Source organism: Mesorhizobium sp. CA5 (assembly GCF_020165105.1).
Taxonomy (GTDB): domain Bacteria; phylum Pseudomonadota; class Alphaproteobacteria; order Rhizobiales; family Rhizobiaceae; genus Mesorhizobium.
This window is the reverse complement of the sequence record NZ_JAIUHJ010000007.1, coordinates 196,208-220,621: the sequence shown is the minus strand read 5'-3', so window position 1 is coordinate 220,621 and position 24,414 is coordinate 196,208. Positions and strand designations below refer to the sequence as shown.

Annotated in this window: 25 protein-coding genes; 14 read left to right on the top strand and 11 right to left on the bottom strand. The window is 63.4% G+C overall.

The features are described 5' to 3' along the window. Positions 1-375: a hypothetical protein gene (locus LB529_RS11995; RefSeq protein ID WP_224711192.1), complete on the top strand. Its 375-nt coding sequence runs from the start codon at positions 1-3 to the stop codon at positions 373-375. 17 nt (positions 376-392) lie between these two features. On the opposite strand, the gene LB529_RS11990 is transcribed toward LB529_RS11995, so the two are convergent. Further along, a complete protein-coding gene (locus LB529_RS11990; protein ID WP_411962116.1) occupies positions 393-797 on the bottom strand; it encodes a cupin domain-containing protein in 405 nt (134 codons plus the stop codon). A 119-nt stretch (positions 798-916) separates the two neighbouring features. Between LB529_RS11990 and LB529_RS11985 the strand changes: the two genes are divergently transcribed. The 5 genes from LB529_RS11985 to LB529_RS11965 all read left to right on the top strand — a co-directional run bounded on the left by LB529_RS11985 (position 917) and on the right by LB529_RS11965 (position 5,819). Further along, positions 917-1,708, top strand: a complete 792-nt coding sequence (locus LB529_RS11985) for an ABC transporter ATP-binding protein (RefSeq protein ID WP_224711190.1) — start codon at positions 917-919, stop codon at positions 1,706-1,708. Between the two features lie 463 nt (positions 1,709-2,171). Next, positions 2,172-3,050, top strand: coding sequence for an ABC transporter permease (locus LB529_RS11980; RefSeq protein WP_224711189.1), 879 nt, complete (start codon positions 2,172-2,174; stop codon positions 3,048-3,050). Continuing rightward, complete coding sequence (locus tag LB529_RS11975; RefSeq protein WP_224711188.1) at positions 3,047-4,201, top strand: ABC transporter permease; 1,155 nt, start codon at positions 3,047-3,049, stop codon at positions 4,199-4,201. Before LB529_RS11980 ends, LB529_RS11975 begins: the two co-directional genes overlap by 4 nt. Before the next feature lie 39 nt (positions 4,202-4,240). Next, positions 4,241-5,212 (top strand): ABC transporter substrate-binding protein, encoded by a 972-nt coding sequence (locus LB529_RS11970; protein ID WP_095768959.1) that lies wholly within the window; start codon positions 4,241-4,243, stop codon positions 5,210-5,212. Between the two features lie 169 nt (positions 5,213-5,381). Beyond that, positions 5,382-5,819 carry a CHRD domain-containing protein gene (locus tag LB529_RS11965; RefSeq protein ID WP_140839627.1) on the top strand — a complete coding sequence of 146 codons (438 nt, stop codon included), beginning with the start codon at positions 5,382-5,384 and terminating at the stop codon, positions 5,817-5,819. Positions 5,820-5,884: 65 nt separating this feature from the next. Here the strand turns inward: LB529_RS11965 and LB529_RS11960 are convergent, their stop codons facing one another. The 3 genes from LB529_RS11960 to LB529_RS11950 form a co-directional block, all read right to left on the bottom strand. Next, entirely contained in the window at positions 5,885-7,534 is a 1,650-nt protein-coding gene (locus tag LB529_RS11960; protein ID WP_224711187.1) for a thiamine pyrophosphate-binding protein, read from the bottom strand. After that, on the bottom strand, positions 7,531-8,706 hold the full coding sequence (locus LB529_RS11955) for a CaiB/BaiF CoA transferase family protein (protein WP_224711186.1): 1,176 nt from the start codon (positions 8,704-8,706) through the stop codon (positions 7,531-7,533). Before LB529_RS11955 ends, LB529_RS11960 begins: the two co-directional genes overlap by 4 nt. An 82-nt stretch (positions 8,707-8,788) precedes the next feature. Further along, complete coding sequence (locus tag LB529_RS11950; protein WP_224711185.1) at positions 8,789-9,721, bottom strand: alpha/beta fold hydrolase; 933 nt, start codon at positions 9,719-9,721, stop codon at positions 8,789-8,791. Positions 9,722-9,915: 194 nt separating this feature from the next. Between LB529_RS11950 and LB529_RS11945 the strand changes: the two genes are divergently transcribed. Then, positions 9,916-10,923 (top strand): ribonuclease T2 family protein, encoded by a 1,008-nt coding sequence (locus tag LB529_RS11945; protein ID WP_224711184.1) that lies wholly within the window; start codon positions 9,916-9,918, stop codon positions 10,921-10,923. Between the two features lie 28 nt (positions 10,924-10,951). Here LB529_RS11945 and LB529_RS11940 read toward each other — a convergent pair whose 3' ends face one another. Continuing rightward, on the bottom strand, positions 10,952-12,229 hold the full coding sequence (locus LB529_RS11940) for a sensor domain-containing diguanylate cyclase (protein WP_224711183.1): 1,278 nt from the start codon (positions 12,227-12,229) through the stop codon (positions 10,952-10,954). 264 nt (positions 12,230-12,493) lie between these two features. Here LB529_RS11940 and ettA point away from each other — a divergent pair, with 264 nt between their 5' ends. Next, the gene (ettA, locus tag LB529_RS11935; RefSeq protein WP_224711182.1) at positions 12,494-14,143 is read left to right on the top strand and encodes an energy-dependent translational throttle protein EttA; all 1,650 of its coding nucleotides are present in this window, start codon (positions 12,494-12,496) and stop codon (positions 14,141-14,143) included. Between the two features lie 3 nt (positions 14,144-14,146). Beyond that, positions 14,147-14,956 carry a BglII/BstYI family type II restriction endonuclease gene (locus LB529_RS11930; RefSeq protein ID WP_224709572.1) on the top strand — a complete coding sequence of 270 codons (810 nt, stop codon included), beginning with the start codon at positions 14,147-14,149 and terminating at the stop codon, positions 14,954-14,956. A 7-nt stretch (positions 14,957-14,963) separates the two neighbouring features. On the opposite strand, the gene LB529_RS11925 is transcribed toward LB529_RS11930, so the two are convergent. Then, a complete protein-coding gene (locus LB529_RS11925; RefSeq protein WP_224711181.1) occupies positions 14,964-15,608 on the bottom strand; it encodes an MT-A70 family methyltransferase in 645 nt (214 codons plus the stop codon). 148 nt (positions 15,609-15,756) lie between these two features. Between LB529_RS11925 and tam the strand changes: the two genes are divergently transcribed. Together tam and LB529_RS11915 are read left to right on the top strand one after the other, a co-directional pair. Further along, positions 15,757-16,530, top strand: a complete 774-nt coding sequence (gene tam / locus LB529_RS11920; RefSeq protein ID WP_224709570.1) for a trans-aconitate 2-methyltransferase — start codon at positions 15,757-15,759, stop codon at positions 16,528-16,530. A 119-nt stretch (positions 16,531-16,649) separates the two neighbouring features. Continuing rightward, a complete protein-coding gene (locus tag LB529_RS11915; protein ID WP_224711180.1) occupies positions 16,650-17,771 on the top strand; it encodes a beta-ketoacyl-ACP synthase III in 1,122 nt (373 codons plus the stop codon). Positions 17,772-17,781: 10 nt separating this feature from the next. Here LB529_RS11915 and LB529_RS11910 read toward each other — a convergent pair whose 3' ends face one another. Further along, positions 17,782-18,348, bottom strand: coding sequence for a methyltransferase family protein (locus LB529_RS11910; RefSeq protein ID WP_224711179.1), 567 nt, complete (start codon positions 18,346-18,348; stop codon positions 17,782-17,784). A gap of 184 nt (positions 18,349-18,532) precedes the next feature. Here LB529_RS11910 and LB529_RS11905 point away from each other — a divergent pair, with 184 nt between their 5' ends. Then, positions 18,533-19,162: an MOSC domain-containing protein gene (locus tag LB529_RS11905; RefSeq protein WP_224711178.1), complete on the top strand. Its 630-nt coding sequence runs from the start codon at positions 18,533-18,535 to the stop codon at positions 19,160-19,162. 40 nt (positions 19,163-19,202) lie between these two features. On the opposite strand, the gene LB529_RS11900 is transcribed toward LB529_RS11905, so the two are convergent. The 3 genes from LB529_RS11900 to tsaA form a co-directional block, all read right to left on the bottom strand. After that, positions 19,203-20,045: an SDR family oxidoreductase gene (locus LB529_RS11900; protein WP_224711177.1), complete on the bottom strand. Its 843-nt coding sequence runs from the start codon at positions 20,043-20,045 to the stop codon at positions 19,203-19,205. A gap of 145 nt (positions 20,046-20,190) precedes the next feature. Next, positions 20,191-20,505, bottom strand: a complete 315-nt coding sequence (locus LB529_RS11895) for a DUF2293 domain-containing protein (RefSeq protein ID WP_224544847.1) — start codon at positions 20,503-20,505, stop codon at positions 20,191-20,193. Beyond that, a complete protein-coding gene (gene tsaA, locus LB529_RS11890) occupies positions 20,502-21,008 on the bottom strand; it encodes a tRNA (N6-threonylcarbamoyladenosine(37)-N6)-methyltransferase TrmO (protein WP_224544846.1) in 507 nt (168 codons plus the stop codon). Before tsaA ends, LB529_RS11895 begins: the two co-directional genes overlap by 4 nt. Positions 21,009-21,147: 139 nt before the next feature. On the opposite strand from tsaA, the gene LB529_RS11885 reads away from it, so the two are divergent. Together LB529_RS11885 and metF are read left to right on the top strand one after the other, a co-directional pair. Beyond that, positions 21,148-22,170 (top strand): ArsR/SmtB family transcription factor, encoded by a 1,023-nt coding sequence (locus LB529_RS11885; protein ID WP_224711176.1) that lies wholly within the window; start codon positions 21,148-21,150, stop codon positions 22,168-22,170. Continuing rightward, positions 22,170-23,087, top strand: coding sequence for a methylenetetrahydrofolate reductase [NAD(P)H] (metF, locus tag LB529_RS11880; RefSeq protein WP_224522885.1), 918 nt, complete (start codon positions 22,170-22,172; stop codon positions 23,085-23,087). The genes LB529_RS11885 and metF overlap by 1 nt, the downstream gene beginning before the upstream one ends. Positions 23,088-23,458: 371 nt before the next feature. Here metF and LB529_RS11875 read toward each other — a convergent pair whose 3' ends face one another. Further along, the gene (locus LB529_RS11875; RefSeq protein ID WP_224711175.1) at positions 23,459-24,379 is read right to left on the bottom strand and encodes a DMT family transporter; all 921 of its coding nucleotides are present in this window, start codon (positions 24,377-24,379) and stop codon (positions 23,459-23,461) included. Positions 24,380-24,414 lie beyond the last annotated feature (35 nt).

Here is a 24,414-nt window from a genome sequence, read left to right as displayed (position 1 = left end):
ATGCGGGCTCTTCATCTTGCGATCGCGGCGGCCGCGATGCTGGCCGCCGGCCAGGCTCATGCCGCCGGCATAGACCTCAGCAAGCCCTATGGCGACAAATATGGCTGCATCAACCGGAACGGCCAGCAGGTCGCTGCCGACAAGATGCTGCTTCTGACCGACAAGGAACTGATCACGGCAGCCAGCGCCTGCACCTTCAGCGACCGCCAAGCGCGGGCCGATGGATCGCTGGTGGTGACGGCAAAATGCGAGGCTGAAGGCGAAGAGGGACAGCCGACCAGGTTCACCATCAAGCGCAGCGCGAAGAATGCGAAGAAGCTGGTGGTGGCTGACGAAGACGGCAATGTGATGGGCGAAGTCGCGCGATGCAAATGACGGCGATCCCGTCAGGGTCAGGCGACGAGGCCATCCAGTTCCGGCAGCAGGACGACGCTTTCCTGCTCGTTGGGATCGGTGCGGGCGATCACCGCCGAAGACGGGGCGTCGCTCAGATTGGCGGGCAGATGCGGCACGCCCGCCGGAATGTAGAAGAGGTCGCCCGCCTTGACGACGATGTGGTGCTCGAGCCGGTCGCCGTACCAGGTGTGGACTTCGCCGGAGAGCACGTAGATGGCCGTCTCGTGGCTTTCGTGCATGTGCGCCTTGGCGCGCGCGCCGGGCGGCATGGTGAGAAGATGCATGCAGATGCCGGAGGAGCCGACGGTTTCGGCGGCGATGCCGGCGAAATAGCTCAGCCCCTGCTTGCCCTGATAGGTGCTTTCGGGGCGAACGAGACGACAGGTGGGTTTAGGCGACATCGGCAAGGCTCCGGGCGGCGTCGATCGGGTGGGACAGGACGAGTGGAAAGCAACGCTATCATAAAATCAACCGGATTGCGGACAGCGCGGCGGCGGCTGCAAAAGGCAGGCTGCAGCCAATGACCGAACAGCCGCCAGCCGTCGTTTCGGCAAGCAAGCTCGGCCTCACTTTTCAGACCAATGACGGTCCGGTGCAGGCGCTCTCCGACGTCGATCTGACCATCGGCAAGGGCGAATTCGTTTCCTTCATTGGCCCGTCCGGCTGCGGCAAGACCACCTTGCTGCGCGTCATCGCCGATCTGGAGAAGGCGACCTCCGGGACGATCTCCGTCAACGGGATGACGCCGGAGCAGGCGCGCGAGAAACGCGCCTATGGCTATGTCTTCCAGGCGGCGGCCTTGTTCCCGTGGCGCACGATCGAGCGCAACGTGGCGCTGCCGCTGGAGATCATCGGCCTCAGCCAGGTCGAGCAGGCCGAGCGCATCAAGCGCACGATGGAGTTGGTCAACCTTTCCGGCTTCGAGAAGAAATACCCCTGGCAGCTTTCCGGCGGCATGCAGCAGCGCGCCTCGATCGCGCGTGCTTTAGCCTTCGATGCGGACCTGCTCTTGATGGACGAGCCGTTCGGCGCGCTTGACGAGATCGTGCGCGACCATCTGAACGAGCAGCTCCTCGATCTCTGGGCGCGGACCAACAAGACGATCTGCTTCGTCACCCATTCGATACCCGAGGCGGTCTATCTGTCGACGCGCATTGTCGTGATGTCGCCGCGGCCAGGCCGCGTCACCGACATCATCGAATCGACGCTGCCGAGAGAGCGGCCGCTCGACATCCGCGAGACGCCTGAATTCCTGGCGATCGCCGCACGGGTGCGGGATGGCTTGAGGGCAGGGCACAGCTATGATGATTGAGGGGCGGGAGGATGAGCTCTCTCCTCTCCCCTCCGGGGAGAGGGTCGCCGCGCAGCGGCCGGGTGAGGGGACGGCCACTCGCGCCTTCGTCATCCTAGGGCGGAACAGGCGCGCCACCCCGCGTGTTAAAGAAGCCGGCCATCGCGATTTCGTCATCCTAGGGCGTAGCGACGCGAAGCGGAGCGCAGACCCTAGGATCCATTCCGTAATGCTGGTCGAAGGGCGTAAGCGGCTCAGAATACCCGACGAGCAGAGCGTGGCGCAGGGAGCTGTATTCTGGAACGTTGCGGAGCTCAGAAGTAACGGAATGGATCCTAGGGTCTGCGCCGCGTCGCTTCGCTCCTTGCTCCGCCCTAGGATGACGAAAAATACCCGCGCCGCAGCACTCCAGTCGAACGTGCCCGGCCTTCGCTTCGCTCCGGCCACCCTCTCCCCGTGGGGGAGAGGAGAAGGGCAGCGCTAGATGGACACCTTCCGCTCGAAAATCATCCCCGTCACCAGCATCCTCGCCGGCGTGGTGGTGCTCTGGTATGTCTTCGCCGTCATCCTCAACGCGCCGTTCCAGCGCGATCTCGACCGCCGTGCCAATGAGACGCCGGGTATCGTCGAGTTCATCGGCAAGACGCTGTCGCAGCCGAAGCCGACGCTACCGGCGCCGCATCAGGTGGCGGTGAATTTCTTCCAAAACACCTTCCTGCGGTCCGTCACCTCGAACCGCAGCCTGGTCTACAACGCCTGGGTGACGCTGTCGTCGACGCTGCTCGGCTTTGCTTTCGGCACCGCTCTCGGCATCCTGATTGCGGTGGGCATCGTGCATGTGGCGACGCTCGACCGCAGCCTGATGCCGTGGATCATTGCTTCGCAGACCATTCCGATCCTGGCGGTGGCGCCGATGATCATCGTGGTGCTGGCCGCGATCGGCATCACCGGCCTGATCCCCAAGGCGCTGATCTCGACCTATCTGTCGTTCTTTCCGGTCGCCGTCGGCATGGTGAAGGGCCTGCGTTCACCCGAGATCATGCATCTCGACCTGATGCATACGTATAACGCCAGCGCCTCGCAGACCTTCTGGAAGCTCAGGGTGCCGGCTTCGGTGCCGTTCCTGTTCACCTCGATGAAGGTGGCGGTGGCGGCGAGCCTGGTCGGCGCCATCGTCGGCGAGTTGCCGACGGGTGCCGTCGCCGGCATCGGCGCCAAGCTGCTCGCCGGCGCGTACTACAGTCAGACCATCGACATCTGGTCGGCGCTGGTCGCGGGGTCCGTCGTCGCGGCGCTGCTGGTGATGGTGGTGGGCATCGCCGGACGCCTGGTCGACCGCGCCATGGGCGGGAGGCCGGCATGAATTGGCTGAAGCCATCATGGCAATCGGTGCTGGCAATCCTGCTTTGTCTCATCGCCTTTGCGCTTGGCGCAATGACGAAGCCGGAGGCAGCCGTGCTGGCGGAGCCGGCCGCAACGCTGGCCTATCCCTATATGGGCGCCAAGGGGCTGATCATCGGGCTGCTGCTCATTGCGGCGCTGGTCTCGACCTTAAGGCTGACGCCGGTCGTTGAGGCCATCGTGCTCTTCGTCGGCGCCCATGCCGCAGCCTGGCTCTTGGTCAAAGGCATAGCCGGTTTCGAGGGCACGGCGCTGGCGCCCTATTTCCTGCTGCTTGCCGCTGCCTGGCTGCTGGCCTGGCGCTGCGTTGCCTTGCTCGCCTGGTTGCGTCCGAGCGGGAGCGTCGCAAGGAACGCGCTGCGCCTGATCATCCCGGCGATCTTCGGCGCCTGGATCCTGATCATCTGGGAGGCGGTGACGCGCGGTGCCGGCATCCCGTTCATCCTCTTGCCGCCGCCCAGCGCCATCGGCGCGCGGATCGCCAACTCGCTGCCGATCCTGGGATCGGATGTGCGGCAGACGATCTTCAAGGCGGTGCTCATCGGCTATGTCGTCGGCAATCTCGCCGGCTTCACCGTCGCTATCCTCGCCGACCGTGTGCCGTTCCTGCGGCGCGGCCTGCTGCCGATCGGCAATATGGTTTCGGCGCTGCCGATCATCGGCGTGGCGCCGATCATGGTCATGTGGTTTGGCTTCGACTGGCCGTCCAAGGCCGCGGTCGTCATCATCATGACCTTCTTCCCGATGCTGGTGAATACGGTGGCGGGCCTTGCCGCATCCGGGCATATGGAGCGCGACCTGATGCGCACTTATGCATCGGGCTATTGGCCGACCTTGCTCAAGCTCAGGCTGCCGGCGGCCATGCCGTTCATCTTCAACGCGCTGAAGATCAACTCGACGCTGGCGCTGATCGGCGCCATCGTCGCGGAGTTCTTCGGAACGCCAGTGGTCGGCATGGGATTCCGCATCTCGACGGAAGTCGGGCGGATGAACATCGACATGGTGTGGGCCGAAATCGCAGTTGCAGCACTGGCGGGTTCGGTCTTTTATGGCGTGGTCGCTCTCATCGAGAGAGCCGTCACGTTTTGGCATCCCTCTGTCCGAGGTGGATAGGGGCGGTGGGTTTGGGTGCTAACTTCAGAGGGTAATAAGATGAAAAGACTGCTGATTTCTGCTCTGGCCGGCGCCATGTCGCTGGCCGCCTTCCAGGCGATGGCCGCCGACAAGGTGACACTGCAACTGAAATGGGTCACGCAGGCCCAGTTCGCCGGCTATTATGTCGCCAAGGCCAAGGGCTTCTATGACGCCGAAGGCCTCGACGTCGACATCAAGCCGGGCGGCCCGGACATCGCGCCCGAGCAGGTGATCGCCGGCGGCGGCGCCGACGTCATCGTCGACTGGATGGGCGGCGCGCTCGCGGCCCGCGACAAAGGCGTGATGCTCGTCAACATCGCCCAGCCGTTCAAGAAGGCGGGCATGGAACTGGTCTGCCCCAAGAACGGCCCGATCAAGACGGAAGCCGACTTCAAGGGTCATACGCTGGGCGTCTGGTTCTTCGGCAACGAATATCCGTTCTACGCCTGGATGAACAAGATCGGCCTCAAGACCGATGGCGGCCCGGACGGCGTGACCGTGCTCAAGCAGAGTTTTGACGTGCAGCCGCTGATCCAGAAGCAGGCCGACTGCATCTCGGTGATGACCTATAATGAATACGGTCAGGTGCTGGACGCCGGCTACAAGCCGGAAGACCTGGTCGTGTTCAACTACTCCGCGATGGGCAACGACCTTCTGGAGGACGGGCTCTACACGCTCGAGGACAAGCTCAAGGATCCGGCCTTCGAGGACAAGATGGTGCGCTTCGTGCGCGCCTCGATGAAGGGCTGGAAATACGCCACGGAGAACACCGACGAGGCGGCCGAGATCGTCGTGGACGCCGGCGGCCAGGACGAGAACCACCAGAAGTTCATGATGAAGGAAGTGGCCAAGCTGGTCGACAATGCCGACGGCAAGCTGATCCCGGCCGCTTACGAGCGCACCGCCAAGGCGCTGCTGGACCAGAAGATCATCAGCAAGGAGGCGAGCGGCGCCTACACGACCGCGATCACCGACAAGGCGATCAAGTAAGGTCCGCTCTCAGCGCGGAAGTTGGAAAGGGGCGGGCGACCGCCCCTTTCTCGTTGCCCCGCGGTAAAATAACCGTGTGCGCCGGGATACATCGGGCCGCTCAGCCGTTGATTGGCGCATCCGCGCGCCGGGGAGCCGCGAAGGATGCTGCAATCAACGGAGGTTCTTCATGCGCATCCTATCCGTGCCGATGCTTTCGGCCTTGGCCGTTTCGACCGCCTTCCTTCTTGCATCGCCGGCCATGGCCGAGATGGTGAAGTACAAGGCGACGCTCGACGGCAGTCAGCAGAGTCCGCCCGTCACCACCAAGGGCAAGGGAACCGCCACACTTACCTTCGACACCACAAGCAAGAAGCTCAGCTGGAACGTCAAATATTCCGGCCTTAGCGGGCCTGCCGTGGCTGCCCACATCCACGGCCCGGCAGATATGGGCGCAAACGCGGACCCGGTCATCCCGTTCAAGAAGCTGAAGAGCCCGATCAAGGGATCGGCGACGTTGACCGACGCGCAGGCAGCCGATCTGGAAGCCGGCAAATACTACGTCAACGTCCACACCGCCAAGAACAAGGACGGTGAGATCCGCGGCCAGATCGAGAAGGCGATGTAAAGACGCAAAAGGGGCGGTTCACCGCCGCTTTTGTCGTGCAGCCGGCAGAAAGGCAGCAGGCTGCCTTACGCCTTGTCGCGGATCTGCGTCAGCGTGCGGGTCGGCGTGATCGCTTCGGGATCGAGCTTGATCTCGACGATCGCCGGCTTGCCGCTGGCGCGCGCGCGTTCGAAGGCCGGTGCGAAGTCGGCGGTTTTTTCCACCGTCTCGCCATGGCCGCCATAGGCGCGGGCGAGCGCCGCGAAGTCAGGGTTCTTGAGGGTGGTGGCGACGACGCGGCTTGGATATTCCCGCTCCTGATGCATGCGGATCGTGCCGTAAATGCCGTTGTTGACGACGATCACGACGATCGGCAGGTCATACTGGACAGCCGTCGCGAACTCCTGGCCGTTCATCAGGAAGCAGCCGTCGCCGGCGAAGGCAACCACAGTGCGATCCGGGAACAGCGACTTGGCGGCGACCGCGGCCGGCGTGCCGTAGCCCATCGAGCCGGACGTGGGCGCCGCCTGCGTGCCGAAGCGGCGCGAGCGGTAGAAGCGATGCACCCAGGTGGCATAGTTGCCGGCGCCATTGGTGAGGATGGCATCTTCCGGCAGAACCTTTCCGAGGTAGTCCATGATCGGGCCCATCTGGACGGCGCCCGGGCCGGTCTGCGGCGGCGTCGACCATTCGAGATAGGCGGCGTGCGCCTTTTCCGTCTCGGCCGCCCAGGCAGGCTTGGCCGTTGGCCTGCGCCTGGCGAAAGCCTCGACGAAGGCGGCGGGCGAAGCATTGATGGCGAGCGTCGGCCGATAGACGCGGCCGAGCTCGCCGGCATCGGCGTGGACATGCACCAGCGCCTGGTCGGGGTAGGGGCTTTTCAGCAGCGTGTAGTCGGAAGACGGCATCTCGCCCAGGCGGCCGCCGATCAAAAGCACGACGTCGGCCTGCTTGATCCGCTCCGCCAGCTTGGGATTGATGCCGATGCCGACATCGCCGGCATAATTCGGATGCAGATGGTCGAACAGCATCTGGCGCCGGAAGGAGCAGCCGACCGGCAGCGACCAGGCCTCGGCGATCTGGCGCATATGCGCCACCGCTTCCCCGTTCCAGCGCGTGCCGCCGAGGATGACGAAGGGACGCTTGGCGTTGCTCAGCAATATCTCCAGTGCGTCGAGCTCGGCTTCACCGGGACGCGTCTCGACCGGCGTGTGCGGGAGCGCTTCCGGCGCCTCGACCTCGTCGGTCAGCATGTCTTCCGGCAGCGAGATGACCACCGGGCCGGGACGGCCGGAGGTTGCGACGGCGAAGGCACGGGTCACGAATTCTGGAATGCGCGCGGCGTCGTCGATCTCGACCACCCATTTGGCGATGTCGCCGAAGAAGCGCTTGTAGTCGACCTCCTGGAAGGCCTCGCGCTCCTTGGCGTGGCTGGCGACCTGGCCGATGAACAGGATCATCGGCACCGAATCCTGCATCGCGATATGGACGCCGGCCGAAGCGTTGGTGGCGCCGGGGCCGCGGGTGACGAAGCAGATGCCGGGCTTGCCGGTCAGCCTTCCCTGGCAGTCGGCCATCATCGCAGCACCGCCTTCCTGGCGGCAGACGATGGTGCGGATCGAAGAGTCATGCAGCGCGTCGAGCACCGCGAGATAGGATTCGCCCGGGACGCAGAAGATGCGGTCGGTGCCGTTCGCTTCCAGCGCCTCGACGATCAGTTGTCCGCCGGTTTTCATTTTGCTGCTCTCTCCAATTCGGCAAGGATTTCTTGCGTGTGCTCGCCAAGGCGCGGCGAGGGACGTTCATAGACGAGCGGCGTGCCCGACATCACCATCGGCGCGCGCACCGAAGGCAGGCGATTGCCGTGGCCGTCGTCGAGATCGAGCCGCATGCCGCGCGCGATGGTCTGCGGATCGTCGAACATCTGGCCAATGGTGTTGATCGGGCTTGCCGGCACGCCGGCAGCCTCGAGCTTCGCCAACAGCGGATCGCGGTCCCAGGTGCTCAGCGTCGCGATGATCAGCTCGCGCAGCTTCACCCGGTTGGCGACGCGGGCGGGGTTGGTGGCGAAATCCGGATTGGCGGGCAGATCGGTCAGCCCGACCGCCGCGCAGAACTTGCCGAACTGGCCGTCATTGCCGACCGCCAGGATGATGTGGCCGTCCCTGACCGGCAGCACCTCGTAAGGGGCGATGTTCATATGCGCATTGCCCATCTGCACCGGCGACTTGCCGGAAATCAGATAGTTGAGGTTCTGGTTGCCGAGCGCCGAGATCTGGCTGTCGAAGAGCGCCATGTCGATATGCTGGCCCTCACCGGTCTTTTCGGCGTGGCGCAGTGCTGCCTGGATGGCGATCACCGAATAGAGGCCGGTGAAGAGATCCGAGATGGCGACGCCGGCCTTCTGTGGCTCGCGGCCGGGCTCGCCGGTGATCGACATCATGCCGGCCATGGCCTGGATGATGAAATCGTAGCCGGCGCGCGGCGCGTAGGGACCGTCCTGGCCAAAGCCGGTGATCGAGCAATAGACGAGGCGCGGATTGATCGCCTTCAGGCTCTCGTAGTCGAGGCCGTATTTCTTCAGACCGCCGAGCTTGAAGTTCTCGATCAGCACGTCGGCGGTGGCGACCAGCTTGCGCAGCGTCCCGGCACCGTCGGGCTTGGAGAAATCGACGGCGATGGAACGCTTGCCGCGATTGCAGGAGTGGTAATAGGCGGCCGACAGGTTCTCGCCATCATGGCTCATGACGAAGGGCGGACCCCATTTGCGAGTGTCGTCGCCGCCATCGGGGCTCTCGACCTTGATGACATCGGCGCCGAGATCGGCGAGCAACTGCCCGGCCCAGGGACCGGCCAGGATGCGGGCGAGCTCGATAACGCGGATGCCTTTCAGCGGAGGTTCGGCCATGGATCACCGTAATGGGTCGGAAACGCAGGCTCTATCAACAGCAGCCGCACCTGTCACGGCCCTTGCAGTGGGCCAAGCCGGATCAGGATTTCAGCACGCTGTCCGCCCAAGCGACGAAATCATTCATGACGGCATCGCGATTGATATCGTTCAGGCTTTCATGGCGGGTTTCCGGGTAAACCTTTGAAACCAGATTCGAAAAGCCCATTGCCTGCATGCGCGTTGCCAGGTGATGGACCGCCTTGCCGTAGTCCGACGCGGGGTCCTTCTCGCCGCCGATGAGATTGAAAGGAAGGTCGCGGCGGACGCCGGTGAAGCTGGAATCCTTGCCGGCGTGCAGCGCCATGTCGACTACGTCGCGCCACATCGAGACCGACGCATCCCAGCCGCAAAGCGGGTCGGCGATATATTTGTCGACCTCGACCGGGTCGCGCGACAGCCAGTCGAACAGGGTCCGGTGATTTGGCACCGCCTTGCCCCAAGCCTGGAAGGTGAGCTTGGAAAGAAGCCGCGACGGCACGTCGGAGCCGAGCCGCATCCGCTCCCAGCCTAGAATGCCAAGCGCCAGTTGCCCGAGCCGGCCTTGCGAGAAATTGCCGTTCCAGATCGCGGCGGCATGGACACGCCCGGAATGGCGCAGGACAAAGTTCAGCGCCACCGAGGCGCCCAGCGAATGTCCAAAGGCGATCACCGGCAAGCCGGGATGCTCGGCCGCGATCAGGTCGTGCACGGCCTCGACATCGGCGATCACCTTGGCGATGCCGTCGCTATCGGCGAATTTGCCGAGCGGCGCGTCGGGCGCCTTCGTCGCGCCATGGCCACGATGGTCATGGGCATAGACATGGAATCCGCGCGGCGCGAGATAATCGGCAAAGCGGGCATAACGCGCCGCGTGCTCGGCCAGTCCATGGTTGATCTGGACCACGGCGCGTGGCTTCGCCTCCGCGTGTTTCACATAGAGATTGAGGTCGGCCCCGGTCGGTGAGGCGAGCCTGGTCTTTCTGTCGAATGGCATGTGTCGCTCCCTCGGCGACTGTTGGGCGCGGCGTTTGCCGGCGTCAAGAGGATGAGCGCGCTTGCGAACATGCCAATGGGAAGCGCTCAGCTGGGGATTGTTTTTTCGAGCGGCGAAAAAGATCGCAATTCTGACACGTCGACTGTTCTAGTGTGACGTATCCAATACGGTTCAATGATCGCCGGGAGAGCGGGATGCGGGTTTGGGCATTATGGGGTTCGATGGTGCTGGCTCTGGCCGGTGCCGGGGTGGCGCATGCCGACGTGAAGATGAGCGGCACGTTCGTTGCCGACAGCGCCTGCCCTGCGACGCAGGCCATCAAGAGCGGCAAAAACCCCGGCAACATCTCGACCGAGACAGGCAAAAGCTACGACCTTCTTGCCGGCAACAAGGACGAGCCCACGCACTACCTAATCCAGGTGCCGGGCGCCGATCCCGAGCGGCGCTGGGTGAAGATCAACTGCGGCCACGTCACCGGCGGCAGTGCAGCTACCACGCCGGCGCCTTCCGGTCAGACCAAGTCGGCGGTGGCCTCCGGCAAACCCGAATATGTCTTTGCGCTGAGCTGGCAGCCGGCTTTCTGCGAGACCAAGGCGAGCAAGCCCGAATGCAAGGCACAGAGCCCGAGCGAGTTCGATGCCTCGCACTTCACGCTGCATGGGCTGTGGCCGCAGCCGAACGGCAATTTCTATTGCCAGGTCTCGGCGAACGACAAGGCCAATGACAATCCGGCGCATTGGGGAGACCTGCCGCCGGTCGAGCTCGACGCAAAGACGCGTGCCGAGCTCGACCAGGTGATGCCGGGCACTGCCTCCAAACTGGAGCGGCACGAATGGATCAAGCACGGCACCTGCTACGGCAAGAACCAGCAGGACTATTTCTCCGATGCGCTGAACCTGATGCGGGCGGTGAACGCCTCGGCGGTGCGCGATCTGTTCAACAAGAACATCGGCAAGCAGCTGACATCGGATGCGATCCGCGGCGCCTTCAACCAGGCTTTCGGTCCCGGCGCCGGGGATCGCGTACGCGTGTCGTGTCTGGTCGATCCGTCGAGCGGCAGGCGTATGATCGGCGAGATCACGCTCGGCCTGTCCGGTCCGATCGGCCCGGACAGCAAGCTGGCCGATCTCCTGATGGCGTCGGCGCCGACAGCCAAGGCCGGTTGCCCGAAGGGCACGGTCGACGCGATCGGTTTTCAATAGGCGAGAATTTTGGTCAGCCCGTTCTTTGTCAGGCTGATCGGGAGGCCGCCTGCAGGATGATAGCCTCGCTGCCAGGTTCGCCGACCACGCGGTCGCGGCCGCTCAACTTCGCCTTGTAGAGGCGCTGGTCGGCCAGCGCGAAAATGTCGGCAAGACAGCGCGTCGTCTCGCTGACGGTGGAGACGCCGGCACTCACGGTGATGTTGTAGCGGCCGGTATGCGCCGAGGTCTTCGTGGCGTTCCTGATAGTCTCGCCGAGCAGCCTGGCCGGCGCGTGCGACTGTTGCGTCAGCACGGCGAATTCCTCGCCGCCGATGCGGAACACCTGATCGTTGCCGCCGACGGTCTCGGCCAGCAGGGCAGCCATCGATTTCAGCACCTTGTCGCCCTCGGCATGACCGAAGCTGTCGTTGATCGACTTGAACTGGTCGACGTCGACAATGAGCAGGCTGAGCGGCTTGCCCATCCTGATGGCGGACGACACCGCGGACTCGCCGTCGGCATCGAAACTGCCGCGATGCAGCAGGCCGGTGAGGCCGTCGCGGCCGACATATTTGATCAGCGCTTCGTAGCGTTCGCGATAGGTGAGGGCGTCGAAAATGTCGGAGAGGCCGCGCGGCACAGCGACATCGTGGTCTTCGACCCATTTCAGATAGGCGACGAGCATGCCGCTATAGGCAAGCGCGGCGCCCATCTTGGCGAACCAGCCGCCGAAGAAGACCTCGACCGGCGCGCCGGCGACGAAATGCAGCGCGGTGAAGAAGCCGGCCTGATCGAAGGTGAGCACGCAGGCGACCGATGCGAGGATGCGCATGAATGGCCTAGCGCGCAGATAGCTGCCGAGCTTCTCGTAGAGCAGGATGATCAGGATGGAGTCGACGAAGAGCAGCGAGGTGCCCCAGACCATCAGCCAACCCATCTCGTCGATGAAGGCGATGTCGGGAAGCTTGCCGCTTGGAAGTGGAGCGATCGCGTGCAGGCGCAGGACCAGCACCAGCCCGATCATCACGGCGTTGCCAAGCAGCAGGCCGTAGATCGGCTGGCGAACCGTCGCCGCATCCTCCTTCATGTAGAGCAGAAGCAGCATGACGAGCTTGCCGGAGAAGAGCACGGCGGAGCCCGGCGACACCAGCCCGAACGGCAGCGCGACATAGAAGACGCTGGCAAGGTAGGTTTCGAGGAAATGCATGACGCCGAGCGCGCAGATGAACACGCCAAGCCCGATGCGGCGCCGGAAACGGAAAAGCGTGACCATGGCGCCGAAATAGAGAACCGCTTCGGCAAGGAGCAGGGCACCGTTCAGCACGTCGTCGATCCGATCCTTCCCGAAACCGCAGCATGGCCGCGATTTCCAACCTAACATCGTTTTGAAGGCGAATGGTTAAGCTCTGATTTCGCACGATCGCGAGAGCGGCGAAAAAGCCCTGAGTGAATTTGGGCGCCGCAAACCGGCGAATCCGTGCGGATTGGCGCGTTTCGCGCCGAAAGCGATTGCCGTTCGACGCTTCATCGCCTACATAGCGCCCAACCCCCATCCACCTTGACACTTCAGTTTCCAGGGAAAGCGCGCGTGGCTCGCCAGTTCATCTATCACATGTCCGGCCTGTCGAAGGCCTATGGCACCAAGAAGGTGCTCGATAACGTTCACCTGTCCTTCTATCCGGATGCCAAGATCGGCATTCTCGGCCCCAACGGCTCGGGCAAGTCGACGATCCTGCGCATCATGGCCGGGCTCGACAAGGAGTTCCAGGGCGAAGCATGGCTGGCCGAGGGCGCAACCGTCGGCTACCTGGCGCAGGAGCCGCAGCTCGACAACACCAAGACCGTGCGCGAGAACGTCATGGACGGCGTCGCCAGGAAGACGGCCATCATCGAGCGCTACAACGAGCTGATGATGAACTATTCCGACGAGACGGCGGACGAGTCGGCCAAGCTCCAGGACGAGATGGACCGGCTCAATCTTTGGGACCTGGATCAGCAGGTCGAGATGGCGATGGACGCGCTGCAGTGTCCGCCGCCTGACTCCGAAGTGACCAACCTGTCGGGCGGCGAGCGCCGCCGCGTGGCGCTGTGCCGGCTGCTGCTCGAACAGCCCGACCTCTTGCTGCTCGACGAGCCGACCAACCATCTCGACGCCGAGACCACGCAATGGCTGGAAAAGCATCTGCGCGACTATCCCGGCTCGGTGCTGATCATCACCCACGACCGCTACTTCCTGGACAACGTCACCGGCTGGATCCTCGAGCTCGATCGCGGCCGCGGCATCCCTTACGAGGGCAATTACACCAAATATCTCGACGCCAAGGCCAAGCGCCTGATCCAGGAAGGCCGCGAGGACGACGCCCGCCAGAAGTCGATCTGGCGCGAGCGCGAGTGGATCCAGTCCTCGCCCAAGGCGCGCCAGACCAAGTCCAAGGCGCGTATCAAGGCCTATGAGGAACTTGTCGAGCAGTCGCAGAACCGCAAGCCGACCGACACGCAGATCGTCATCCCGTCGAGCGAGCGCCTCGGCAATCTCGTCATCGAGGTCGAAGGCCTCAACAAGGCCTTCGGCGACGAGCTCCTGATCGAGAACCTGTCGTTCAAGCTGCCGCCGGGCGGCATCGTCGGCGTCATCGGCCCGAACGGCGCCGGCAAGACGACGCTGTTCAAGATGATCACGGGCCAGGAAACGCCGGATGCCGGCTCGATCCGCAAGGGCGAGACGGTGCGGCTCGGCTATGTCGACCAGAGCCGCGACGCGCTCGATGCGAACAAGACCGTGTGGGAAGAGATTTCCGGCGGCGCCGAAGTCATCAAGCTCGGCAAGCACGAGGTCAACAGCCGCGCCTACTGCTCGTCGTTCAACTTCCGCGGCGGCGACCAGCAGCAGAAGGTCGGCAACCTGTCGGGCGGCCAGCGCAACCGCGTCCACCTGGCCAAGATGCTGAAGGGTGGCGGCAATGTGCTTCTGCTCGACGAACCGACCAACGACCTCGACACCGAAACGCTGGGCGCTCTGGAAGACGCGCTCGAAGCCTATGCCGGCTGCGCCGTCATCATCAGCCACGACCGCATGTTCCTCGACCGCATGGCCACCCACATGCTCGCCTTCGAAGGCGACGCGCATGTCGAATGGTTCGAGGGCAATTTCGAGGAATATGAGAAGGACAAGCTGCGCCGCCTGGGCGCCGAAGCGGCGACTCCGCACCGCATGACCCACAAGCGGCTGACGCGGTAAAACATGGCGCTTTTCGATCGTCTTTCAGCCAAAGGATTTCAGGTCGAATTTCATTCGCATGCCGAGGCGATTGTTTCGGTCGATTTTCCTGATGCCGTGGCGGAATTGGAAGATGTGCTCCTTGCCGCGTCGATCCCGATTGAGGAGATTATTGCTGGAGGCGGCGGCGAAACGAAGAATACCCAGCGGCTACGACGCGGATTGGCAGCCGCTGGTTGGTTGACGACGACCTTCACCATTGAAAAAGTGATCAATGGAGTCGGTAAAGAAGCGATTTCTCACAAAATGGACCACGTTCGACGCCTCCCTCAGCGGAACGGATCGGACGCGGTAGTAGCGCTTGAAATCGAATGGAATAACAAAGACCCATTTTTTGATCGAGACCTTGAGAATTTCAAACGGCTGCATGCCGAAGGGGCTATTTCTGTCGGTATAATAGTTACGCGCGGGAGATCACTGCATGACAACATGCTCGATCTGGTTCTGCGGTTTTTCGATGAGCGGCAAATACAATCCTTTGATGATTTGCTGCGGTGGGGATACGATCCGACTGCGCGCCAACGCGCCGCAATAATGAAACGTATAGAACGTTCGAAGAATCCCGTGACTTTTAGGGAGGCGTTCGCGAACAAATTTGTGGCCGATAAATTCGGCGAAGCCACCACTCATTGGCGAAAACTGGACGACCGCATTTCCCGAGGAGTGGGCAACCCTTGTCCTATCGTGACAATTGGGCTGCCAGATTCGATCGTCAGCTTCGGAGAAGATCCTTCAAGTCTTCAGCCGATAATCGATGCCGTCGGCGATGAATGATCAGCTATCATTCAGCAGGCTCTGCCGCTGAGTTGTAGGCGTATGTCTTCCAAGTCGGCTTGTAGTCCTCGTCCGCTTGGTTGCCCCAATAGGTCCACTTCGGCCTGGTGCCGCGGGCAAAAAGCTCAAGATACGGGCCTTTCGAGCAGCTCTCAATCAATTCGTACTGCTCGTCGGGCTTCCGCGAATGCTCGCGCTTGCGCGATGAGAGATAATTGACCTGGCTGCGTCCAGGGGCTTCCGTGCGCGCGTTTTTTCCGCGCACGCCGAACAGCAAAAGCTCCGTCACGTTGCGAAAGTAGAAGCCGACGCCTCGACCGTCGGAGCCGCCGTCTTTGCGCACCTTGTGCCAAACAATGTTCGATTTGTATTCGAATCCCCAGCTGCGCATGACCGTTAGGCCATCCGGCAAAAGCGCGTTGGGGACCCAAAGATAGAGGTGCGCAGGTTGTAAGGTTAGCTCTGCCACGGGAAGGGCGCAGATGTCGTCGGTTGTCATTGTCTCGTAGCGAGACAACCGACGATGCTCAGGAGCAACTTTTCCAGTGCGGTTTGTAAAACGCCATGGCGGATCGGCCAGCACGGTGTGAAAGCGCTTGCCGGCTGTCCTTTTTGCCAAATCGATGGCTGCATTCATCGCTTCGGCGTTCACCGTGGCCCCCTGGGAAATGCTATAGAACAAAAGAGGAACTTTTCCCTTCTGTCAAGACTGACACGATTCGTGTCGATATGTCTGGCACATTGTGCAGTTTTCGACATATGCGTATCCGGCCGTCCTGCGGGGCAACAAAGAGGTTCCGATGTCCAAGGCTGACTGGTCCGCCGCCCAATATCTGAAGTTCGAGGATGAGCGCACGCGGCCGGCGCGGGATCTGGTGGCGCAGGTGCCGGTCGATTTTCCGCGCCGCGTCGTCGATATCGGCTGCGGTCCGGGCAATTCCACCGAGCTTCTGGTCGAGCGCTGGCCGGACGCCGAGGTGCTTGGTTTCGATACTTCGCCCGACATGATCGAGAAGGCGCGGGCGCGGCTGCCGAATGTCAATTTCGAGCTGGCGGATGCCGCCGGATGGCGGCCCGAGCATCCCGTCGACGTCATCTTCGCCAACGCCGTCTTCCAATGGCTGCCGGAGCATCCGGCGGTGTTCCAGCGGCTGATGGGATTGCTGGCGCCCGGCGGCGCCCTCGCCATCCAGATGCCCGACAATCTCGGCGAGCCTTCGCACCAGCTGATGCGCGAGACCGCGGCGGAAGTGACGTTTGCGGGCAAGCTCGAGGGCGCGGCGCGCCCGCCGCTGCCGCCGGTGTCCTTCTACTACGATCTTCTGTCGCCGCTCGCCGACCGGCTCGACATCTGGCACACCATCTACAACCATCCGCTGGCCGATGCCGAGGCGATCGTCGAATGGGTCAAGTCGACGGGCCTGAAGCCCTTCCTCGATCCGCTCGATGCGGATGAGAAGAAGCTGTTCCTCGACAGCTACACCGCCAAGATCGCCAAAGCCTATCCGAAAACGGCTACCGGCAAGGTGCTGCTGCGCTTCCCGCGCATCTTCATCGTGGCCAAGCGCGCTTGAGCATCCACCACCTGAATGCCAGCGGTGGTTGTCGAATTAAGCTGGAATAAATCGGGCAAATGCGACAAGTGTAGCGCCTCGCCTCGGCACAACTTGGCGCCCCCTCGGACGGATTGGACATGCATCGCGTCATCATCAGCGGCATCGGCGCCGAAATCCCTGAACCCGTCATCACCAATGAAGAGCTGGTCGCAAGCTTCAACAGCTGGGTCGATACCGAGAACGCGCGCCGCGCCGACACCGGCGAGCCGCTCTTGCAGAAATCGGACAGCGACTTCATCGTGCATGCCTCCGGCGTGAGAAGCCGCCATGTGATCGAGCGCGAGGGTATTCTCGACCCGACCCGCATGTCGCCGCGCATTCCGGCGCGGCCCGACGACGCGCTGTCGCTGGAGGCGGAGTTCGGCCTCGCCTCTGCCAGGAAGGCGCTTGCCCATGCCGGGGTCGACGGGTCGGACATCGACCTGGTGATCTGCTCGGCCTCGCACCATCAGCGGCCCTATCCGGCCATCGCCATCGAGATGCAGGAGGCGCTGGGCACCAAAGGCGCCGGCTTCGACATGGGGCTTGGCTGCTCTTCCGCCGCGGCGGCGCTGCATGTCGCGGTCAACCTGGTGAGGGCAGGGGCGCACAAGCGCATCCTGGTGTCGACGCCGGAGATCATCACCGGCCATCTCAACTTCCGCGACCGGCAGACGCATTTCATCTTCGGCGACGCCTCGGTCGCCATGGTCGTCGAGGGGCTGGCGCAAGGCGAGAAGCGGCCAGGACGTTTCGAGGTGCTCGACACGCGCACCTGGACGCAGATGTCGAACAACATCCGCACCAATCTCGGCTACCATACGCGCACCGCCCAGAACGATCCCTACATGATCAACCTGGAAGGCAACCTCATCAAGCAGGTCGGCAACAAGGTGTTCAAGGAAGTCACCGTCGCCGGCCAGAAATTCATCGTCGAGTTCCTGGCCGAGCACGGGCTGACGCCGGCAGGCATCCGCCGCTTCTGGCTGCATCAGGCCAATGCGCGCATGAATGCCATGATCCTGAAACTGTCCTTCGGTCACGACGTCGACCATGACCGCGCGCCGATGGTGCTGGAGCGGCTCGGCAACACCGCCGGGGCCGGCGCGATCGTGGCGCTGTCGGAGAACCATGCCGACATGAAGGCCGGCGATTTCGGCCTGATCTGCGCCTTCGGCGCCGGCTATTCGATCGGCGGCGCGCTGCTCAGGATGCTTTGAGGATGCGACTTCACGCCGGCGCGAAGGGCACCAGCATCGGCACGCGCCTGGCGTAATCGTCATAGGCCGGGCCGAGCTCACCGCGCAGGAAGCTCTCTTCCAGCCGCGCCTTGACGACGACGCCGACGAGCAGCAGCGCGGCGCCGGCGATGCCCCAGACCGTGCCCTTGACGGCCATGGTCGCCAGGACGGACAGCAGCAGTCCGGTGTAGATCGGGTGGCGGACCAGGCCATAGGGGCCGGTATCGACGACGCGATGATCAGCCTTGGCGGTGACATTGGCCGACCACAGCCGGCCGAGATGCAGGCGCGCCCACCAGGCGAAGGCGATGCCGATGGCGATCAAGGCGACGCAGATCCAGGCTTCGGCAAGCGTCGGCGTCCACAGCCGCAGCCGGCCGGCATAGCCGTGCGCCGGCACGAACAGCAGGATGGTGCCGGCCAGCCAAAGGACCCGATAGCGCGCCTCCGACTTGAGATCGGCGCGCTTTTGCGCTGGATCTGCCCAGCTAGCGGCAAGGAGCCAGGATACCACCCAGAACAGCCAAAGCGCCGCTACAGCGTGTCCGACCTGCATGATCGAGCCTCCTCCCTCCCGATATAGCGCGCATCGTTTATGACGGCCGCACGGCGGCAATGCGACGCGTGTGCAGCGGGGCGGCGTTTTCTGGTAATAACGTCGTGATCGCCATCAAACGATGTGATCGGATCATCAGCGCTTTCGACTGGACCGCCTTTTCAGCGGCCTTTAGACCAGCGGCATGCAGGAAACGAACCTAGAGCTTTTTCCAGCGGCCGAACCGACAATCGACATCGTGCCCGGCCGCAAGCTGACGGCAAAGGCGGCGGCGCTCTATGCGGCTCCGCACGACCATTTCGAGACGAGGGCGGTCGAGGAACTGCGGCTCGGCTTCGACGGCATCGAGGGCGATTTCCATGCCGGCGCAACGCGGCGGTCGGGCGGGCGCGAGCCTTGGTATCCGCGCGGCACCGAAATGCGCAACGAGCGGCAATTGTCGCTTGTGGCCGCGGACGAGCTCGCCATCATCGCGCAACGCATGGGGCTCGAGCAGATCAAGCCGGAGTGGATCGGCGCCAATCTTGTGGTCGAGGGCGTGCCGCATCTTTCGATGCTGCCGGCCGGCTCGCTGATGTTCTTCAAGGACGGCGTGACGCTCAAGGTCGACGGCCAGAACAAGCCGTGCCGGTTCGCCGGGCAGTCGATCGCCGAGCATGTCGGCGCAGCGGATCAGGAGGTCACCGCGCTGCTCTTCCCAAAGGAGGCGAAACGGCTGCGCGGCCTTGTCGCCTGGGTCGAGAAGCCGGGCGTCATAAGAGCTGGCGAAGAGATTTCCATCCGGGTGCCCGAGCAGTGGACCTATCGAGCCTGAACAAAGAGGCCGCGCCGCTTTCGCGGCGCGGCGTTCGCGGTTAGGCCGCCTTGCGGTTCTTGTTGGCGCCCTGCGCCATTACCGAGACGTGATCCCATTTCTCCCAAGTGGCGATGCGGTTGGCATATTCCTGCCGGATCATCGGCAGTCCGCCGTCGCCGAAGAAGACCCTGAGCGGCGGCTCGGCGGCATCGACGATCGCCAGCATCGCCGGACCGGTCGCTTGCGGATCGCCAGCGACGGAACGGCTGCGGCGCTCGGCCATCGCTGCGCGGACCGGCTCATAGGCGTCCAATGGTTTGGAGACCCTGGCCGACGGCCCGGCCCAGTCCGTGGAGAAGCCGCCCGGCTCGACCAAGGTCACGTGAATGCCGAACTCCGCGACCTCGAGGCTGAGCGACTGGCTGAAGGCTTCCAGCGCCCATTTTGAGGCGTGATAAAGGCCGAGCGAGGCAAAGGCGTTGACGCCGCCGATCGAGGAGATCTGGATGATGTGGCCTGAGCGTTGCGCCCGCATGATGGGAAGCGCGGCTTGCGTCACCCAAAGCGCGCCGAAGACGTTGGTCTCGATCTGGTCGCGCGCTTCCTGCTCGGTGACTTCCTCGATGGCGCCGAAATGGCCGTAGCCGGCATTGTTGATGACGACATCGAGCCGGCCGAAGCGCCTCTGCGCTTCGGCAATCGCGGCGTCGACCGCCTGTTTATTGGTGACGTCGAGCTGCATGGCAGCAACCTTGTCGCCATATTTCTTCACGAGATCGGCAAGCGTGCCTGCGTCGCGCGCGGTTGCGGCGACGCGATCGCCGCGGGCGAGCGCGGCCCCGGCCCAGACGCGGCCAAAACCCTTCGACGATCCGGTGATGAACCAAACCTTATCAGTCATGATTTGCTATCCTTGCCCAGAGGGCGATGAATTCGGGGGGTAAACGGAGGAATCTCCGTTTATCCCCATGTACGGCGCCGCCGCCGTTTTTCCAGAGGCGGCACCCGAATTAATTGGCGGGATGCGGCGTAGAGCGCGCAGACGCCTATTCGTCCTCGTCGTCTTCCTGAAGCAGGCGTGTAGCGCGCCAACGGGTGAGAACCTCATTGGTCCGCCCGATGACGAAGAAGCGCGCCGAATCCCGGTCATAGCCCTCGGCGAGCAACTTCTCATAATCTGTGTGGACATGGCGGACATGGGCGATGGTGGCCAGCCATACCGCGATCGTCGGGGGCAGGGTCTTCATATGCACGGAACCGGCGTCGGCGCGGATCTTTTCCATGTCGGCATAGGGCGCAAGCGGCAAAAGTGCGGTCAGCGCCTTGGCGATGGCACGGCGGCGGCCGGTGGGGGCGCTCATTTCTCGTCTCGCCCGGCAATCGTCGCTTCCGGGAAGGCATCCGTGGAAGCGTAATAAGGCTTGATGTCGATGACCGGTGTGCCGTCGAGCACATCGATGGCGTCGATCTCGATCCGACCGGCCTCGATGTCGAGCGCGGCGAGCTTCGCTACATGCAGGCCGACAGGGTTGGGCCGGGCAGGGGAGCGCAGCGAGAAAACGCCTTTCGGTTCAGCCGCATGGCGCGGTTTCTGCACAATCAGATTCCGCGGCGCGTGATGCAGCCAGGACAGGATGACGACGTGGCTGGCGCGCTCCAGGTTTTGCAACCCCGGGCGATAGGGCTGGTCAATCAGGATTGTCGCGGGTTGCCCGGTTTCCCGGGCGGCGCGCATGTTCTTGGGGCAATGCTCGCGACTGGTCCATGGTGAGACGATGCGGCCGATGAAGACCACATGGCCATCCGGCGGCAACTGCGCCGGGTCGACCGCAAGAAGCATTTCACCTTGGCGTGTCTCAAACATCCTGTTCATCCCGCCCAGAAACCGCCTGCCGGCGCGGATCACGGCTGCGCCATTTTCTTGTCCGGAAGCGACATAGCGCTTGCCAGGGTATCAAAATCGACATAAACATATCTTTATATCTTTCAACGAGAGCCCGCTCATGCATGTCTCGCTCGACACAATGGTAGATACATTGAAGGCGGCGGCCGAATCCAGCCGGCTGCGCATCCTGGTGCTGCTGGCGCGCGGGGATCTCACCGTCTCCGACCTCACCGAGATCCTCGGCCAGTCGCAGCCGCGCGTCTCGCGGCATCTGAAGCTGCTGCTCGATGCCGGGCTGATCGGCCGCTATCAGGAAGGGTCCTGGGCTTTTTTTAGGCTGACCGACATCGATAATTCGCGCGACTTCGTCCAGCGTCTGGTCTCGGCCATAAGCGAGGCCGATCCGCAGGTGGTGCGCGATCTTGAGCGGCTGGCGGCGGTCAAGCGCAAGCGGCAGGACCGGGCGGCCGAATATTTCTCCGAGAATGCCGCGAGCTGGGATCACATCCGCTCGTTGCATGTGCCGGACCGCGCGGTGGAAGCGGCACTCATCAAGCTCGTCGGCAAGCGGCCGTTCCAGTCGATGCTCGACCTCGGCACCGGCACGGGCAGGTTGCTCGAAATCTTTGCGCCGCTCTACCGGCGCGGCGTCGGCATCGACATGTCGCGCGAGATGCTGAGCGTGGCGCGCGCCAATCTCGACAAGGCCGGCATCGCCAATGCGCAGGTACGCCAGGGCGACATCTTCTCGCCGCCGGTCGAGCGCAACGCCTTCGATCTCGTCACAATCCACCAGGTGCTGCACTATCTCGACGATCCCGCCCGCGCCATCGCCGAAGCCGCGCGGCTGCTCAGGCCATCGGGCCGGCTGATCGTCGTCGACTTCGCGCCGCACGCGCTCGAATTCCTGCGCGACCAGCACGCGCATATGCGGCTGGGCTTTTCCGATCGGCAGATGTCCGACTGGTTCGCCGAGGCCGGCCTCGACCTCGAGGACAGCCAGGAATTCGAGCCGCGTGGCGGTAACGAGGCAAGGCTTACGGTGAAGCTCTGGCTCGGCCGCGATCGGCGACTGCTGATCGCCGATCCATCCAATGACTCGCTACCCGCCAAGGCATATCCAATGGGGGAAACAGCCTGATGAACCAGTTCCGCTTTTCCCGCCGCCCCGACATCGGTGACAAGGTCCGGGTCTCGTTCGAATTCTTCCCGCCGAAGACCGACGAGATGGAAGCAAGGCTCTGGGACACGGTTACAAAGCTGGAGCCGCTCAAACCGAAATTCGTCTCGGTGACCTACGGCGCTGGCGGTTCGACCCGCGAGCGCACGGCGCGCACAGTCAAGCGCATCTTGAACGAGACGACGCTGACGCCGGCGGCGCACATGACTTGCGTCGATGCCGCGCGCGATCAGGTCGACACGGTCATTCGCGAATTCGCGGATATGGGCGTCAAACGTTTCGTCGCGTTGCGCGGCGATCCGGCGGCCGGTGTCGGCGCAAGTTACCACCCGCATCCCGATGGCTATGCCAATGGCGCCGAACTGGTCGGGGCGCTGAAGAACGCCGGCGATTTCGACATCTCGGTCTCGGCCTATCCGGAAAAGCATCCGGAAAGCCCGGATTTTGCCACCGACATCGATATGCTGAAGCGCAAGGCCGACAATGGCGCGACGCGGGCGATCACCCAGTTCTTCTTCGACAACGACCTTTACGAGCGCTATGTCGAGCGGGCGCGCCGCGCCGGCATCTACATCCCGATCGTGCCGGGCATCCTCCCGGTGCATAATTTCACCCAGGTCGCCAATTTCTCGTCGCGCTGCGGGGCGCTGGTGCCGGCCTGGCTGGCCGAGCGGTTCGAGGGGCTGGAGAACGACCCGCAGACGCATGCCCTCGTGGCCTCCGCCGTGGCCGCCGAACAGGTGCTCGACCTTGTCGAGCGCGGCGTCGGCGACTTCCATTTCTACACGATGAACCGCGCCGATCTCGTCTTTGCCGTCTGCCACATGATCGGCATCCGCTCGCATGAGACGGAGGCGGCGGGTTCGGCCGCCGCATAGGGCAGGCTGCAACGGAAAAGGCCGGGTAGAACCCGGCCTTTTCGAACTGTTTGGACTATATCTCGGTACTGGTCTTCCCGGTTTTGGCGGGTCAGGGAAGAACACCTATGATAAGGGCACCGATGAATGCGAATGCGGCACAAATCATCAACGCGTTGATCGGCCTCGTCAGTCCCATGCCATAGCCTCCTCTTCAGAGCTATGGCCGGAATCTAGAGTCATTTGGGTTACAGGCAAGCGGAAAACGTGCTGCAATGCGACATGATTATGGGATTTGCGACTTCCGATTTATCGTTAGCCGTTGAAACTCTTCGGCAAAAGCCGCCTCAAGCGTTGTGAATAAATTGTGGCAGAGCCGTGGCATGACACCGCTACCATCGGCCAAACAGGCGACCGTCTATGGTGACCAGGCCGAGTCCGATCAGCGTCATGCCGCCGATTTCGAACAGCGCCAGGCGCTCGCCGAGGAACAGGAAGCCGAGCAGCACCGCACTGACCGGCACGACCAGGGTGACCAGCGAGGCATTGGTGGCGCCGGCCGAGGCGACGAGATTGAAATAGAGGATGTAAGCAAAGGCGGTTGAAAGCAGCGCCAGGCCCAAAACCGCGGCCCAGACGGGCGGCGAGACCGAGAAAAGCCCCGCGGGGCCATACCCAATCAGCACGAGCGGGATCATGATGATGGTCGATGCGGTCAGCTGTCCGGTGGCGATGACGGGCGACGGCACGCCCTTGAAGCGGCGCGCGATCATCAGGGCGACGGCGTAGGAGATCGAAGCGCCGATCAGTGCGAACTTGGCCCACACCGGTCCGCCAAGCCCGGCAAGCAGGCCGGGTCCGATCATCACCGCGGTGCCGGCGACACCGAGCGCGATGCCGGCGAACTTGTTCCAGGACAGCTTCTCGTCGGTGGTGAGCGCATTGGCCAGGATCAGCGTCCAGAACGGCGTCGTGGCGTTGAGCACCGAAGCGACGCCGGCGCCGAGCTGCGTCTGGCCGGCGAAGATCAGCGAGAAGGGCACGACATTGTTGGTGAGCGCCAGCAGGAAGAACAGGCCGGCATGCGGGAAGGCGAGCCGGAACGAAGGGCCGCGGGCTGCCAGATAGAGGTGAAGTGCCGCCGCGGCGATGGCGACGCGAAACAGCACCAGCGCCAGCGGATGGATCTCGGAAACGGCGATGCGGGCAAAGAAGAACGAACCGCCCCAGATCGCGCCGAGCAGGAGAAGCTGCGCCCAATCCTTGAGCGTCATCGCTCCGCGCGTCGGCGCGGCGCCGGCCGTAATCGACATGTCCTGTTCCTCCCCGGGGCCGATCGCAACCTCGA

Excerpts from the sequence above, each read along its gene's own strand:
- LB529_RS11990 (WP_411962116.1), bottom strand. The coding sequence starts at position 797 with ATGTCGCCTAAACCCACCTGTCGTCTCGTTCGCCCCGAAAGCACCTAT.
- LB529_RS11905 (WP_224711178.1), top strand. The coding sequence starts at position 18,533 with ATGCAGGAAACGAACCTAGAGCTTTTTCCAGCGGCCGAACCGACAATC.
- LB529_RS11960 (WP_224711187.1), bottom strand. The coding sequence starts at position 7,534 with ATGAAAACCGGCGGACAACTGATCGTCGAGGCGCTGGAAGCGAACGGC.
- LB529_RS11985 (WP_224711190.1), top strand. The coding sequence starts at position 917 with ATGACCGAACAGCCGCCAGCCGTCGTTTCGGCAAGCAAGCTCGGCCTC.
- metF (WP_224522885.1), top strand. The coding sequence starts at position 22,170 with ATGAACCAGTTCCGCTTTTCCCGCCGCCCCGACATCGGTGACAAGGTC.
- LB529_RS11885 (WP_224711176.1), top strand. The coding sequence starts at position 21,148 with ATGCATGTCTCGCTCGACACAATGGTAGATACATTGAAGGCGGCGGCC.
- LB529_RS11945 (WP_224711184.1), top strand. The coding sequence starts at position 9,916 with ATGCGGGTTTGGGCATTATGGGGTTCGATGGTGCTGGCTCTGGCCGGT.
- LB529_RS11975 (WP_224711188.1), top strand. The coding sequence starts at position 3,047 with ATGAATTGGCTGAAGCCATCATGGCAATCGGTGCTGGCAATCCTGCTT.
- LB529_RS11895 (WP_224544847.1), bottom strand. The coding sequence starts at position 20,505 with ATGAGCGCCCCCACCGGCCGCCGCCGTGCCATCGCCAAGGCGCTGACC.
- LB529_RS11910 (WP_224711179.1), bottom strand. The coding sequence starts at position 18,348 with ATGCAGGTCGGACACGCTGTAGCGGCGCTTTGGCTGTTCTGGGTGGTA.
- LB529_RS11900 (WP_224711177.1), bottom strand. The coding sequence starts at position 20,045 with ATGACTGATAAGGTTTGGTTCATCACCGGATCGTCGAAGGGTTTTGGC.
- tam (WP_224709570.1), top strand. The coding sequence starts at position 15,757 with ATGTCCAAGGCTGACTGGTCCGCCGCCCAATATCTGAAGTTCGAGGAT.
- LB529_RS11955 (WP_224711186.1), bottom strand. The coding sequence starts at position 8,706 with ATGGCCGAACCTCCGCTGAAAGGCATCCGCGTTATCGAGCTCGCCCGC.
- LB529_RS11965 (WP_140839627.1), top strand. The coding sequence starts at position 5,382 with ATGCGCATCCTATCCGTGCCGATGCTTTCGGCCTTGGCCGTTTCGACC.
- LB529_RS11995 (WP_224711192.1), top strand. The coding sequence starts at position 1 with ATGCGGGCTCTTCATCTTGCGATCGCGGCGGCCGCGATGCTGGCCGCC.
- LB529_RS11915 (WP_224711180.1), top strand. The coding sequence starts at position 16,650 with ATGCATCGCGTCATCATCAGCGGCATCGGCGCCGAAATCCCTGAACCC.
- LB529_RS11970 (WP_095768959.1), top strand. The coding sequence starts at position 4,241 with ATGAAAAGACTGCTGATTTCTGCTCTGGCCGGCGCCATGTCGCTGGCC.
- tsaA (WP_224544846.1), bottom strand. The coding sequence starts at position 21,008 with ATGTTTGAGACACGCCAAGGTGAAATGCTTCTTGCGGTCGACCCGGCG.
- LB529_RS11950 (WP_224711185.1), bottom strand. The coding sequence starts at position 9,721 with ATGCCATTCGACAGAAAGACCAGGCTCGCCTCACCGACCGGGGCCGAC.
- LB529_RS11980 (WP_224711189.1), top strand. The coding sequence starts at position 2,172 with ATGGACACCTTCCGCTCGAAAATCATCCCCGTCACCAGCATCCTCGCC.
- LB529_RS11930 (WP_224709572.1), top strand. The coding sequence starts at position 14,147 with ATGGCGCTTTTCGATCGTCTTTCAGCCAAAGGATTTCAGGTCGAATTT.
- LB529_RS11875 (WP_224711175.1), bottom strand. The coding sequence starts at position 24,379 with ATGTCGATTACGGCCGGCGCCGCGCCGACGCGCGGAGCGATGACGCTC.